The organism is Intrasporangium sp., from assembly GCF_039812505.1.
Classification (GTDB): domain Bacteria; phylum Actinomycetota; class Actinomycetes; order Actinomycetales; family Dermatophilaceae; genus Intrasporangium_A.
On the sequence record NZ_JBDIAQ010000097.1, the window covers coordinates 1 to 12983 of the forward strand.

General features: G+C 72.0%; 13 protein-coding genes. All 13 read left to right on the forward strand.

What is annotated here, in order from left to right; translation table 11 throughout:
- Nucleotides 1-643 (forward strand): HNH endonuclease signature motif containing protein (locus WMI84_RS12480; protein ID WP_347353621.1); only part of this gene is annotated, 643 nt, incomplete at its 5' end.
- Nucleotides 644-832: 189 nt separating this feature from the next.
- Nucleotides 833-1927: a methyltransferase domain-containing protein gene (locus WMI84_RS12485; protein ID WP_347353623.1), complete on the forward strand. Its 1095-nt coding sequence runs from the start codon at nt 833-835 to the stop codon at nt 1925-1927.
- 62 nt (nt 1928-1989) lie between these two features.
- The gene (gene pdxT / locus WMI84_RS12490; protein WP_347353625.1) at nt 1990-2592 is read left to right on the forward strand and encodes a pyridoxal 5'-phosphate synthase glutaminase subunit PdxT; all 603 of its coding nucleotides are present in this window, start codon (nt 1990-1992) and stop codon (nt 2590-2592) included.
- A gap of 9 nt (nt 2593-2601) precedes the next feature.
- Nucleotides 2602-3372: a YebC/PmpR family DNA-binding transcriptional regulator gene (locus WMI84_RS12495; RefSeq protein WP_347353627.1), complete on the forward strand. Its 771-nt coding sequence runs from the start codon at nt 2602-2604 to the stop codon at nt 3370-3372.
- Nucleotides 3373-3596: 224 nt separating this feature from the next.
- Nucleotides 3597-4166 (forward strand): crossover junction endodeoxyribonuclease RuvC, encoded by a 570-nt coding sequence (gene ruvC, locus WMI84_RS12500; RefSeq protein ID WP_347353645.1) that lies wholly within the window; start codon nt 3597-3599, stop codon nt 4164-4166.
- Complete coding sequence (gene ruvA / locus WMI84_RS12505; protein ID WP_347353629.1) at nt 4163-4765, forward strand: Holliday junction branch migration protein RuvA; 603 nt, start codon at nt 4163-4165, stop codon at nt 4763-4765. Before ruvC ends, ruvA begins: the two co-directional genes overlap by 4 nt.
- Entirely contained in the window at nt 4762-5880 is a 1119-nt protein-coding gene (gene ruvB, locus WMI84_RS12510) for a Holliday junction branch migration DNA helicase RuvB (protein ID WP_347353631.1), read from the forward strand. The genes ruvA and ruvB overlap by 4 nt, the downstream gene beginning before the upstream one ends.
- A gap of 166 nt (nt 5881-6046) precedes the next feature.
- A complete protein-coding gene (gene yajC / locus WMI84_RS12515; protein WP_347353633.1) occupies nt 6047-6433 on the forward strand; it encodes a preprotein translocase subunit YajC in 387 nt (128 codons plus the stop codon).
- Between the two features lie 9 nt (nt 6434-6442).
- A complete protein-coding gene (secD, locus tag WMI84_RS12520; RefSeq protein WP_347353635.1) occupies nt 6443-8326 on the forward strand; it encodes a protein translocase subunit SecD in 1884 nt (627 codons plus the stop codon).
- Entirely contained in the window at nt 8323-9474 is a 1152-nt protein-coding gene (secF, locus tag WMI84_RS12525) for a protein translocase subunit SecF (RefSeq protein WP_347353637.1), read from the forward strand. Before secD ends, secF begins: the two co-directional genes overlap by 4 nt.
- 5 nt (nt 9475-9479) lie before the next feature.
- Entirely contained in the window at nt 9480-10010 is a 531-nt protein-coding gene (locus tag WMI84_RS12530) for an adenine phosphoribosyltransferase (protein WP_347353639.1), read from the forward strand.
- A 29-nt stretch (nt 10011-10039) separates the two neighbouring features.
- The gene (locus tag WMI84_RS12535; RefSeq protein WP_347353641.1) at nt 10040-12322 is read left to right on the forward strand and encodes a bifunctional (p)ppGpp synthetase/guanosine-3',5'-bis(diphosphate) 3'-pyrophosphohydrolase; all 2283 of its coding nucleotides are present in this window, start codon (nt 10040-10042) and stop codon (nt 12320-12322) included.
- Between the two features lie 49 nt (nt 12323-12371).
- Nucleotides 12372-12800 (forward strand): pyridoxamine 5'-phosphate oxidase family protein, encoded by a 429-nt coding sequence (locus WMI84_RS12540; protein ID WP_347353643.1) that lies wholly within the window; start codon nt 12372-12374, stop codon nt 12798-12800.
- Nucleotides 12801-12983 lie beyond the last annotated feature (183 nt).

Genomic DNA, 12983 nt, shown 5'->3' on the forward strand with positions numbered 1-12983 from the left:
CGAAGCCGACCCCAACGGCGCGGAGGGCAGCGGCGCCGACCCCGACGACCCCGACCCCATCGGCGCGGACGGCGTCGCGTGCGAGGCGGGTGCGAGCGTGCCGGCCTGGTTCGCCTGTTTCGGGCACCGCCCGGCGGGACGGGTCTGGATCGTCGTGCCGGTCAGCACCGCGCTCGGGCTCGACGAGGCGCCATGTGAGCTGCCCGGGCACGGCTGGGTCGCCGCCGAGCAGGCGCGCGCGATCATCACCGCACCCGGCTCACGCTGGCAGACGCTGCTGGCCGATGCCGACACCGGCCGGGCGATCCGTCTGTCCCGGCCCGGGTACCGGCCCAGCCCGGGCATGGTCGAGCACGTCACCGCAGTCGACGGGGGCTGCCGCGGCCCGGGCTGCACCGTCGCGCCGGCCCACTGCGACGTCGACCACGACATCCCCTACCCCGACGGGCCGACCGACGTGACCAACCTGAGCCTGAAGCACCGGGCGCACCACCGGGTGCGCACCACCGGGCTCTGGCGCGCCGTGCGCGACCCGGACGACGCTCGGATCAGCTGGCGCACCGCCGCGGGGCGGCGCTACGTCACCCACCCGACCGACTGGCTGGAGCAGGCCCGCCCCGGGTCGGACCCGCCACCCTTCTGACCCAGGGCCAACCGACCGGACGGCGTCGGCCCTGACATGTGGCGTCCCTGGTCTGGGACCTGGGCCGTACACCGAACGCACCACGCGCCCCGCCCGAGGATGCATGATCCGGCCGATGTGCGCGACGCGACCGCCCACCTACCGTCGAGGAGTGGGCTACCGCGCCCACCCGAGCCGACAGGACAGGCCATGACCACCATCCCGACCGTAGCCTCGGACAGCACCCCGGCCGGTGTGCCCGCCGCGGACCCCGAGGCCGTCACCGAGCGCCTCCTGCAGGTGCTCAACGACGGGGCGATCGCCGTGCTCGCCAGCATCGGGCACCAGACCGGGCTCTTCGAGACCCTCGCCACGCTCCCGCCCGTCACGAGTGCCCAGCTGGCCGACGCCGCCGGGCTCGACGAGCGCTACGTGCGCGAGTGGCTCGGCGGCGTCGTCACCGCGGGCTTCGTCGACTACGACCCCGGCACGAGCGGCTACGCCCTGCGGGCCGACCACGCCCCGTTCCTGACTGGCCCCAGCGCGGACAACCTGGCCCGGGCGCTGCAGTACGTCACCCTCATGGGACAGACCACGCCCGGGATCGTCGAGGCGTTCCGGCACGGCGGCGGCCTGGACTACGCGGCCTACCCGGGCTTCCACGACCTGCAGGCCTCGGACAGCGGCGCCGTCCTAGACGCGATCCTGCTCGACGAGATCCTGCCGCTGACCGGCGAGACCGACCGGTTGCGAGCAGGCATCGACGTCGCCGACGTCGGCTGCGGGCAGGGTCATGCCGTGAACCTGCTGGCGCGGGCCTTCCCGGCCAGCCGTTTCACCGGGTTCGACTTCGAGCCCGACGTGATCGCCACCGCCCGCGCCGAGGCCGCCGCCTGGGGTCTGACCAACGCCACCTTCGCGGTACGCGACGTCGCGGGGGAGCCGAGCCCGGCGGCATACGACCTCGTGACGGCGTTCGACACGATCCACGACCAGGCCCGACCGGCCGAGGTCCTGCAGCACATCGCCGCGTGCCTGCGGCCCGGCGGGACCTTCCTGATGGGCGACATCGACGCGTCGAGCCGGCTCGAGAACAACCTCGACCTGCCCTGGGCGAGCTTCCTCTACGCCATCTCCACGACGCACTGCATGTCGGTGTCCCTGGCCCAGGGCGGTGCCGGGCTGGGCACCGTCTGGGGCGTCGAGCTGGCCGAGCAGATGATCCGCGAGGCGGGGTTCGGCTCCGTCGAGCGCCACCGCCTGGCCGCCAACCCGTTCGAGGTGTACGTCGTCGCGCGGCGCTGACGACGGCTCGCGGCCTCGGGCCGGTGCGCGCCCGGCGTGCTCGGCGGCATACGCTCCGAACCATGGGCGCACCACGCATCGGGGTCCTGGCCGTGCAGGGCGACGTGCGCGAGCATGTCGCCGTGCTGACGGCGCTCGGCGTCGAGGTCGTCGCGGTCCGACGGCCCGAACAGGTGGAGCGGATCGACGGGCTGGTTCTCCCCGGCGGGGAGTCGACCGTCATGGACAAGCTGGTGCGCGCGTTCGGGCTGCAGGAGCCGCTGCGCAGCGCGATCAGGCAGGGCCTGCCCGCCTTCGGCTCCTGCGCGGGGATGATCATGCTTGCCGACCGGATCAGCGACGGCGCACCCGGGCAGCAGACCCTCGGCGGGCTCGACATCACGGTGCGGCGCAACGCCTTCGGCCGGCAGGTCGACTCCTTCGAGACCCAGCTGCACTTCGCCGGCCTCGACCGCCCGGTCCACGCCGTGTTCATCCGGGCCCCGTGGGTCGAGCAGGTCGGGGACGGCGTCGAGGTCCTCGCCACCGTGGGCGAGGGTCCAGCCGCCGGTAGGATCGTGGCGGTTCGGCAGGGCGGCCTCCTCGCGACGTCGTTCCACCCGGAGGTGAGCACCGACCGGAGGATCCATGCCGAGTTCGTCAAGATCGTCAGTTCGCAAGGGTGAGGACACTGCATGAGCGGCCACTCCAAATGGGCCACCACCAAGCACAAGAAGGCCGTCGTCGACGCCAGACGAGGCAAGCTGTTCGCCAAGCTCATCAAGAACATCGAGGTCGCGGCACGGCAGGGCGGCGGCGACCCGGCGGGCAACCCGACCCTCTACGACGCGATCCAGAAGGCGAAGAAGTCCTCGGTCCCCAACGACAACATCGACCGGGCGGTCAAGCGCGGGTCGGGCGCCGAGGCGGGCGCCGCCGAGTACCAGACGATCACCTACGAGGGCTACGCACCAGGTGGCGTGGCCCTGCTCATCGAGTGCCTGACCGACAACCGCAACCGGGCGGCCGCCGAGGTACGCACCGCGCTGACCCGCAACGGCGGCCAGCTGGCCGACCCCGGGTCGGTCGCCTACGTCTTCCACCGCAAGGGTGTCGTCATCGTGCCGAAGGAGGGACCGGCCGGCGACATCACCGAGGACTCGGTGCTCGAGGTGGTGCTCGACGCCGGTGCCGAGGAGGTCAACGACAACGGCGAGACGTGGGAGATCGTGTCCGAGGCGGCCGACTTCGTGGCCATCCGCGAGGCCGTGCAGCGGGCCGGGATCGACTACGACTCGGCCGAGGCGTCCTGGGTGCCCGACCTGCAGGTCCCGCTCGACCTCGACGGGGCCCGGAAGATGATCCGCGTCATCGAGGCCCTCGAGGACAGTGACGACGTGCAGGACGTCTTCGCCAACGGCGACATCCCCGACGACGTCCTCGCCGTGCTGGAGGACGACGACTGAGCCCGGCCGCGCGCGCTGGTGGTCCCGGGCCGTATGCCGCCCACCTCCCTGTCGCCCGGACGGCGCGCCGGGCGCGGCGTGCCTCACGACGTCCGGGGGGAGCACGTCGTACGGTGGGCCGAACAGGTGTTCGGCCTGATCGGTTCCCGGTCCGGCCCGCGAGGTGGCCGTGACGGGCATGGGCCGAGCGTGAGACCAGCAGAGACGAGCAGGAGGTGGCGCCGGTGCGCGTCCTCGCCGTGGACCCGGGCCTGACCCGGTGCGGGATCGGCGTCGTAGACGGCGTGCCGGGCCGTCGTCTCGCGCTGGTCGAGGTCGGGGTCATCCGCACCCCGTCGAGCGACCCCACGCCGAGGCGTCTGGCGGTCATCGAGGACGAGATGCGGCGGTGGTTCGACCGGCACCGGCCCGAGGCCATCGCGATCGAGCGGGTCTTCGCCGACTCCAACGTCTCCACCGTCGTGGGCACCGCACAGGTGACCGGGGTGGTCATGCTCCTCGCGGAGCGTCGCGGCCTGCCCGTCACGATGCACACACCCACCGAGGTCAAGGCGGCGGTGAGCGGCAGCGGGCGGGCGGACAAGGCCCAGGTGACCGCGATGGTCACCCGCCTGCTCGGCCTGCCCGCCGCGCCGCGTCCCGCCGACGCGGCCGACGCCCTCGCCCTCGCGATCTGCCACGTCTGGCGCGGCCCGGTGCAGCACCGCCTCGCCGAGGCCGCCGCCACGGCCGCAGCCGCCCGCGGCGAGCGTGCGTCCACCTGCCGGCCGACCCCCGGAGGAGCCCGCCCATGATCGCCGCCCTGTCCGGCACCGTCCTCACGGTCGGCCTCGACTCGCTCGTCGTCGGCGTGGCCGGGGTCGGCCTGCTCGTGCACACCACCCCGGCCACGGCCGCAGCCCTGCGCGTGGGCCAACCCGCGGAGCTGGCCACCACCCTCGTGGTCCGCGAGGACTCGCTCACCCTCTACGGCTTCGCCGGCGCCGACGAGAAGGCGGTCTTCGAGACCGTCCAGACCGTGGCCGGCGTCGGGCCGCGGCTGGCCCTGGCCATGCTCGCCGTGCACACACCCGACGCGCTCCGGCGCGCGATCGCGACACAGGACCTCGCGACCCTCACGAAGGTGCCGGGCATCGGCCGCAAGGGCGCCGAGCGGCTCGTCCTCGAGCTGCGCGACAGGATCGGCGCGGTGCCGGGCCCGGGCCCGGAGGCCGCCCAGGGCCCGACCGGCACCGACGAGACGTGGCGACCGCAGGTCCGGGAGGCCCTGGTCGGGCTCGGCTGGAACGCCAGGCAGGCCGACGCGGCCCTCGACAAGGTCGCCCCCGAGGCGGCGGCGGACGCCGGGGTGGCGGCCCTGCTGCGCGCCGCCCTGCAGGAGCTGGGTCGATGACGGGCAGAGGACAGGACGGCGTGGCGGCGGAGTGGGACGGGTCCTTCGAGGCGACCGCCCGGGTCGTCGACGAGGGCAGCGACGCCGACGAGCGCCAGGTCGAGGCGGCGCTGCGCCCCAGGCGCCTCGACGACTTCCCCGGCCAGGTCAGGGTCCGCGACCAGCTCGGCCTGGTCCTGACCGCCGCCCGGGGGCGCGGCACCCCACCGGACCACATCCTGCTGTCCGGGCCCCCGGGACTGGGCAAGACGACCCTGGCGATGATCGTCGCCGGTGAGCTGGAACAGCCGATCCGGGTCACGTCCGGGCCCGCGATCCAGCACGCCGGCGACCTCGCCTCGGTGCTGTCCTCGCTCGCCGAGGGCGAGGTGCTCTTCCTCGACGAGATCCACCGGATGTCGCGTTCCGCCGAGGAGATGCTCTACCTGGCCATGGAGGACTTCCGGGTCGACATCGTCGTCGGCAAGGGCCCGGGCGCCACCGCGATCCCGCTCGAGCTGCCGCCCTTCACCGTCGTGGGGGCCACCACCCGGGCCGGGCTGCTGCCGGCGCCGCTGCGCGACCGGTTCGGCTTCACCGGACACCTCGACTACTACGAGGTCGGCGACCTCGTCACCATCCTGCACCGGTCGGCCCGGCTGCTCGGGCTCGCGGCCGACGAGGACGGCATCGCCGAGATCGCGTCCCGGTCGCGCGGCACCCCACGCATCGCCAACCGGCTGCTGCGCCGGGTGCGCGACTGGGCCCAGGTGCACGGCGCGGACCGCGTCACCCTCCTCGCGGCCCGGCGGGCTCTCGAGCTGTTCGACGTCGACGCCCGAGGGCTGGACCGTCTCGACCGGGCCGTGCTCGAGGCGCTGTGCCGCCGCTTCGGCGGTGGCCCCGTCGGGCTGTCGACGCTCGCCGTGGCGGTGGGGGAGGAGCCGGACACCGTCGAGACGGTGGCCGAGCCCTACCTCGTCCGTGAGGGCTTCATGGTGCGCACCCCCCGCGGCCGGGCCGCCGCCGCCCTCGCGTGGGAGCATCTGGGGCTGGCCCCGCCGCACGACGCACCGGGGCTCCTTGCGGCCACCCTGCCGCTCGACGGGGCGGGCAGCGGCCGGTTCGAGACCTGAGCCTGCCGCCAGGATTCTGACAAATCCGTCCTCTCGCCATAGACTCCTGCGGGCACCGCACCGCAGCGTGCGGCACTTTCCGGTGCCACCGGTCGTTGACGCGGCAGCCCCACACCCGTGAGGTGCCGCTCGCTGCCCGGACCAAGACTCAGAAGGATTAGAGCTGATGCTGAACTACGGCAACGAGGTCGCCTCGTTGGTCCAGACCACGCCCCTGCAGACCGCGTCGAGCGGCAGCGGGATGTCCACCATGCTGATCCTCGCGCTGCCGGTGCTGCTGATCGTGTGGATGTTCTGGAGCAACTCCAAGCGGCACAAGGCCATGCGGGCGTTCAGCTCCTCCCTGTCGATCGGCGACGACATCATCACGAACGCCGGCATCTACGGCACGATCCGTCACCTCGACGAACACAGCGCCTGGGTCGAGGTGGCCGAGGGCACGACGCTGCGGATCGACCGGCGCGCCATCGCGATGAAGCAGCCCGACGCGGCCGGCACGAGCCGCGCACCGGGACCCGACGCCGCCGGGCCCGCAGACGCGACCGGTCAGTGAGGCCGCCGTATGGCGCGTAGCACGGAGAAGCGGTCGGCGACCCGGTCGCTGACCGCCCTCGTGGCCATCCTCATCGGTCTCGCGGCGATCACCGCCGGCCTGGCGCAGTGGGGTGGCGGCCAGTACACCCCACGGCTCGGCCTCGACCTCGAGGGTGGCACCGAGATCGTCCTGGAGCCGGTCCTGGTCGGCGGTCAGACCGTCACGGCCGGGCAGATCAACCAGGCCGTCGACATCATCCGACAGCGCATCGACGCCAACGGCGTCGCCGAGGCCGAGATCTCGACCCTCGGCGGCAACAACATCGTCGTCTCGATCCCGGGCACCCCGACCCCGGAGCAGCTCGACGCGATCCGCAAGCCCTCGCAGCTGCGTTTCCGGGCCGTGTTCGTCCAGACCGCGAACGCCCCCAGCACCGCGCCGGCGCCACAGCCGTCGGCCCCGGCACCGAGCGTGACCGGCAAGGCGTCGGGCACCCCCGGCTCGCCGACGGCCACACCCACCGCGACCCGGACCGCCGCCAACGCCCCGGTGCCCTCGGCGCTACGGGCCGCCACGTCGTCCCCGACCGCCACCGGCCCGACCCCGACCGCACCGAGCCTGACCGCACCGGCGGTCGCGCCGCAGACGCAGGACACCGCCGCGGACGAGAAGGCGATCGCCGCCCAGGCGTCCGAGAGCCTGGTCGGGCTCGGCTGGGACAAGAAGAAGGCCGACGCGGCCGCGGCCACGGTGGCCCGGCAGTTCGTCGCCCTCGACTGCTCCGTACCGGGCACGCTGAACAAGATCGTCGACGACCCCGCACTGCCGCTGGCCACCTGCAGCGACGACAACACCTCCAAGTTCGTCCTCGGGCCGGTGGAGATCGACGGCAGCGAGATCGCCGACGCCTCGAGCGGCTTCCAGGCCGGCCCCAACGGACAGCCGACCTCCGTCGTGGAGGTACGCCTGTCGTTCAACGCCGCGGGTGCCAAGAAGTTCGCGCAGGTCACCGAGCGCCTCTACGCGCTGCAGGACCAGCCGCCACGCGACCAGTTCGCCGTCGTCCTCGACAAGTCGGTCATCACGGCGCCGCGGGCCCAGGCGGTCATCACCAACGGCCAGGCCTCGATCACCGGCAACTTCACCATCGACTCGGCCAAGCAGCTCGCCCAGCAGCTGAAGTTCGGCGCGCTGCCGTTGTCCTTCCAGCTGCAGACCCAGAACGACATCACCCCGCAGCTCGGCCAGGAACAGCTCGGCCTCGGCCTGCTCGCCGGCCTGATCGGCATGATCCTCGTGGTGATCTACTCGTTGTTCCAGTACCGGGCGCTCGCCTTCGTCACGGTCCTGTCCCTCGTGGTGGCGGCCGTCATGACCTACCTGGCGGTGACCATCCTGGGCACGACCCACGGCTTCCGCCTGACCATGGCCGGGGTCACCGGGCTGATCGTCGCGATCGGCGTCACGGCCGACAGCTTCATCGTCTACTTCGAGCGGATCCGCGACGAGGTCCGCGAGGGCCGCCCCCTCGTGGCGGCCGTCGAGACCGGCTGGAAACGCGCCAAGCGCACGATCATCGCGGCCGACGCGGTCAACTTCATCGCCGCGATCGTGCTCTACCTGCTCGCGTCGGCCAACGTGCGCGGCTTCGCGTTCACCCTGGGCCTGACCACGATCATCGACCTCGTGGTCGTGATGCTGTTCACCCACCCCACGGTCCAGCTGCTCGCGCGCACCGAGTTCTTCGGCAACGGGCACAAGTGGTCGGGGCTCGACCCGGTCCGGCTCGGTGCCAAGGTCAGCCCGCGCTACCGCGGCGCCGGCCAGTTCGGCACCGGCCCGCGCCCGGCGACCCGCACCGCGGCGCCCGCCCCGGGTCTGCACTCGGCCGACGGGAGGGGCCAGGCATGATCAACTTCGCCCAGGTCGGCAACGACCTCTACACCGGCAAGCGCTCGGTCCAGTTCATCGAGCGCCAGAAGCGGTGGTACGCCTTCTCCGCGGTCATCATCCTGCTCGCCCTCGGCGGGCTGTTCCTGCGCGGCCTCAACTTCGGCATCGAGTTCCGGGGCGGCACCGAGTTCCGGGTCTCCGGGGTGACCGCGACGCAGAACTACGAGCAGAACGCCAAGTCGGCCATCACCGAGGCGGGCATCGACGGCAACGTCAACGCCAGCATCATCGGCTCGAACACCGTCCGGGTCCAGACCGAGGCGGCGGAAGGCAAGACCGAGGCCGCCAAGGCGGACCTGGCCCGGATCTTCGGCGTCGAGCAGGGGCAGGTCAGCGCCTCGCTGGTCGGCCCGAGCTGGGGCGCGTCGGTCAGCGCGCAGGCGGTCCGCGCCCTGATCGTCTTCCTCGCGCTGGTCACGCTCGTGATGGCGGCCTACTTCCGAACGTGGAAGATGGCGCTCGCGGCGCTCATCGCGCTGCTGCACGACCTCGTCGTCACGGTCGGCATCTACGCCCTCTTCGGCTTCGAGATCACCCCGTCGTCGATGATCGGCTTCCTGACCATCCTCGGCTACTCGCTGTACGACACCGTCGTCGTCTTCGACAAGGTGCGTGAGAACACCGCGGAGGCCTTCCGGACCAGGCGCATGACCTACTCGCAGGCCGCCAACCTCGCCGTCAACCAGACCCTCGTCCGATCGATCAACACGACCGTCGTCGCGCTGCTGCCGATCGCCGCCGTCCTGTTCGTCGGGTTCACGTTCCTGGGTCCCGGCACCCTGCTGGACCTGTCCCTGGCCCTGTTCATCGGTATCGCGGCCGGCGCGTACTCGTCGATCTTCATCGCGACACCGCTGTTCGTCGACTTCCGGCGCCGGGAGCCGGCCATCATCGACCTCGAACGGTACGTGGCCCGGCACGAGGTGCGGCACGAGAGCATCGCCGTCCCGGACGAGGCGCCGACGCCCGTCGACGGGCAGGCCGTCGACACCTCGTCGGGCGCGGCCCCGGGCACTCCGATCCACACCCCGGCCCGACCCGTGCACAAGTACGCCCAGGCCGGGCCGCGCAACCAGCCAAAGCGCGCGCCGAAGTCGAAGCGGTGACGCCGATGGCTGGGTTGCCGGTCGCGCAGGTCGTCGCGGCCCGGCTGCGCGACGTGCCCGACTTCCCGAAGCCGGGGGTCCTGTTCAAGGACATCACGCCGCTGCTCGGCGACGGCGCGGCGTTCGGCGCGGTCGTGCGCGACGTCGCTGGGCGGCATACCGGCTCGGTCGACGTCGTCATCGGCATCGAGGCGCGCGGGTTCATCCTCGCGGCGGCGGTGGCCTTCGACCTCGGCATCGGGATGGTGCCGGTGCGCAAGGTCGGCAAGCTGCCGGGGACGACGCTGAGCCGCTCCTACACGCTCGAGTACGGCACGGCGCAGATCGAGATGCACGCCGACTCGCTGCGCCCCGGGCAACGGGTGCTCGTCGTCGACGACGTGCTGGCCACCGGCGGCACGGCCGCGGCCACCTGCGAGCTGGTCGAGAGCACCGGGGCGCTCGTGGCCGGCGTCGAGGTGGTCCTCGAGCTCGGTCCGCTCGGCGGGCGGGCCCGGCTGGGTGCCCAGCCGCTGCACGCGATCCTCACGGTCTGAACGTCCCGACCCGCCTCTAGACTCGTGATATGAGCGAGGAGGTCCGCAGCGAGCTGAGCGCACCGTCGCGGGTGCGCGCCCGGTTCGCCCGGTTCGGCGCCGCGCGTCCCTCCGGCAACCCGGCTCTCGAGCCGCTGATGACCGCCGTCCGGCAGAGCCACCCGAAGGCCGACCTGTCGATCATCGAGCGGGCCTACGCGATCGCCGAGCGGGCCCACCAGGGGCAGCTGCGCAAGAGCGGCGACGCGTACATCACCCACCCGCTCGCCGTCACGACCATCCTGGCCGAGCTCGGCATGACGCCACCGACCCTCGCGGCCGCGTTGCTGCACGACACCGTGGAGGACACCTCGTACGGCCTCGACGAGCTGCGCCGCGACTTCGGCGACGAGATCGCGATGCTCGTCGACGGGGTGACCAAGCTCGACAAGGTCACCTACGGCGAGGCCGCCCAGGCCGAGACCGTGCGCAAGATGGTGATCGCGATGGCCCGCGACATCCGCGTGCTGGTCATCAAGCTGGCCGACCGGCTGCACAACGCGCGCACCTGGCGGTACGTGCCGGAGGAGTCCGCGAAGCGCAAGGCCAACGAGACGCTCGAGATCTACGCCCCGCTGGCGCACCGGCTCGGCATGAACACCATCAAGTGGGAGCTGGAGGACCTCTCGTTCGCGACGCTCTACCCCAAGGTCTACGACGAGATCGTCCGGCTCGTCGCCGAGCGGGCGCCCGCCCGCGAGGAGTACCTGGCCGGCGTCCGGGCCCAGGTCGAGCAGGACCTTGCGGCTGCCAAGATCAAGGCCGTCGTCACCGGCCGCCCGAAGCACTACTACTCCGTGTACCAGAAGATGATCGTGCGCGGTCGCGACTTCGAGGACATCTACGACCTCGTCGCAGTCCGGGTGCTCGTCGACACGGTCCGCGACTGCTACGCGGCGCTCGGTGCGCTGCACTCGCGGTGGAACCCGGTCCCCGGCCGGTTCAAGGACTACATCGCGATGCCCAAGTTCAACATGTACCAGTCGCTGCACACCACGGTCATCGGCCCGCAGGGCAAGCCGGTCGAGATCCAGATCCGCACCCACACCATGCACCGCCGAGCCGAGTACGGCGTCGCCGCACACTGGAAGTACAAGGACCAGGCGGTGGGCGGCAAGGCGGGCGAGGCGGCCCCGGCGAACGACATGGCCTGGCTGCGCCAGCTGCTCGACTGGCAGCGCGAGACCGAGGACCCGGGGGAGTTCCTCGACTCGCTGCGCTTCGAGATGGGGGCCAGCGAGGTCTACGTCTTCACCCCCAAGGGCTCGGTCGTCGCGCTGCCGATGGGGGCCACCCCCGTCGACTTCGCGTATGCCGTGCACACCGAGGTCGGCCACCACTGCATCGGCGCGCGCGTGAACGGCCGTCTCGTCGCGCTCGAGTCCACCCTCGAGAACGGTGACGTGGTCGAGGTGCTCACGTCCAAGGCCGACGGCGCCGGCCCGAGCCGCGACTGGCTGAGCTTCGTCAAGAGCCCGCGGGCCCGCAACAAGATCAAGCAGTGGTTCTCCAAGGAGCGTCGCGAGGAGTCGATCGAGGCGGGCAAGGAGAGCATCGCCAAGACCCTGCGCAAGCAGAACCTCCCGCTGCAGCGGATCATGAGCCACGAGACGATGACCGCGGTCGCCAACGAGCTGCGCTACCAGGACATCGACGCGCTGTATGCCGCCGTCGGCGAGGGGCACGTGTCCGCGCAGCACGTCGTGCGCAAGCTGGTCGACTCGGTCGGCGGGGTCGACGGCGCGACCGAGGACCTGGCCGAGGCGACCGTCCCGACCCGCGCCGCGAGCCGGCGCCGCAGCGGAGACCCCGGCGTCATCGTGGTGGGCACCCCCGACGTGTGGGTCAAGCTGGCCAAGTGCTGCACGCCCGTACCCGGCGACCCGATCCTCGGGTTCATCACCCGCGGCAGTGGGGTGTCGGTGCACCGGGTCGACTGCACCAACGCCAGCGCGCTGACCGCCAACCCCGAACGGCTCATCGACGTGGAGTGGGCGCCCTCCTCGGCGAGCGTCTTCCTCGTGCAGCTGCAGGTCGAGGCCCTCGACCGCAACCGGCTGCTGTCCGACGTCACCCGGGTGTTGTCCGACCAGCACGTCAACATCCTGTCCGCGTCCGTGCAGACCTCGCGCGACCGGGTCGCCCAGTCGCGCTTCACCTTCGAGATGGGCGACCCAGCGCACCTCGAGCACGTCATCAAGGCGGTGCGCAAGATCGACGGCGTCTTCGACGTGTACCGCGTCAACGGCGGCCGTCGCGGCCGGCAGCGCTGAGGCTCAGCCGGCGGCCCCGGCACGTGGCGAGGGCTGTACCCTCGTCGAGATGACTCCTGAGATCGTCGCGCGGTTCCAGACCCTGTTCGACGCGCCTGCACCCGCAGCACTCGTCACCTACCGGAAAGACGGCAGCGCGGCAGTGTCCCCGGTGTGGTTTCGCGTGGTCGACGGCCGTGCCGAGGTCGTGGTCGCCGATAGCGACGTGAAGCTCACGCACCTGTCACGCCGACCACAGTGCTCACTTCTCATCTTCGAGACCGTCCCACCGTTCCGTGGTGTCCGGCTCGAGGGTGAGCCCTGCCTGCGCCGCGACGGCGTGACCGACGTCCGGCTCGCGATTGCCAGCCGCTATCTCGGCACGGAACGCGGCGCACTGTTCACGGCGGCCCGCAGTACCGGAGTCGTTGTGTCGCTACCCCTGGACGAGGCCCAGTCGTGGGACCTCACGGCGATCCTCCCCGCGGACGCCACCTGACCGGTCGGCCTGCGCAGTAGAGCAGCACCCCAGGTGACCGTGAGCGATGCGGTTGCGCATCCCCCACATGAGCTGCCAGCTGTCCCCGAGCAAGCCGCTGTGCTCGCTGGCGGCCGAGCCGAACCGGCGCTCCGGTCCTCCCTCGCTGGCGCTCGGTCGATCCTCGCGCCTTGGCTCAGCCGC

Coding starts and splice junctions, on each gene's coding strand:
- WMI84_RS12540 (WP_347353643.1), top strand. CDS start 12,372: ATGACTCCTGAGATCGTCGCGCGGTTCCAGACCCTGTTCGACGCGCCT.
- secD (WP_347353635.1), top strand. CDS start 6,443: ATGGCGCGTAGCACGGAGAAGCGGTCGGCGACCCGGTCGCTGACCGCC.
- WMI84_RS12535 (WP_347353641.1), top strand. CDS start 10,040: ATGAGCGAGGAGGTCCGCAGCGAGCTGAGCGCACCGTCGCGGGTGCGC.
- ruvA (WP_347353629.1), top strand. CDS start 4,163: ATGATCGCCGCCCTGTCCGGCACCGTCCTCACGGTCGGCCTCGACTCG.
- yajC (WP_347353633.1), top strand. CDS start 6,047: ATGCTGAACTACGGCAACGAGGTCGCCTCGTTGGTCCAGACCACGCCC.
- pdxT (WP_347353625.1), top strand. CDS start 1,990: ATGGGCGCACCACGCATCGGGGTCCTGGCCGTGCAGGGCGACGTGCGC.
- WMI84_RS12530 (WP_347353639.1), top strand. CDS start 9,480: ATGGCTGGGTTGCCGGTCGCGCAGGTCGTCGCGGCCCGGCTGCGCGAC.
- WMI84_RS12495 (WP_347353627.1), top strand. CDS start 2,602: ATGAGCGGCCACTCCAAATGGGCCACCACCAAGCACAAGAAGGCCGTC.
- secF (WP_347353637.1), top strand. CDS start 8,323: ATGATCAACTTCGCCCAGGTCGGCAACGACCTCTACACCGGCAAGCGC.
- ruvB (WP_347353631.1), top strand. CDS start 4,762: ATGACGGGCAGAGGACAGGACGGCGTGGCGGCGGAGTGGGACGGGTCC.
- WMI84_RS12485 (WP_347353623.1), top strand. CDS start 833: ATGACCACCATCCCGACCGTAGCCTCGGACAGCACCCCGGCCGGTGTG.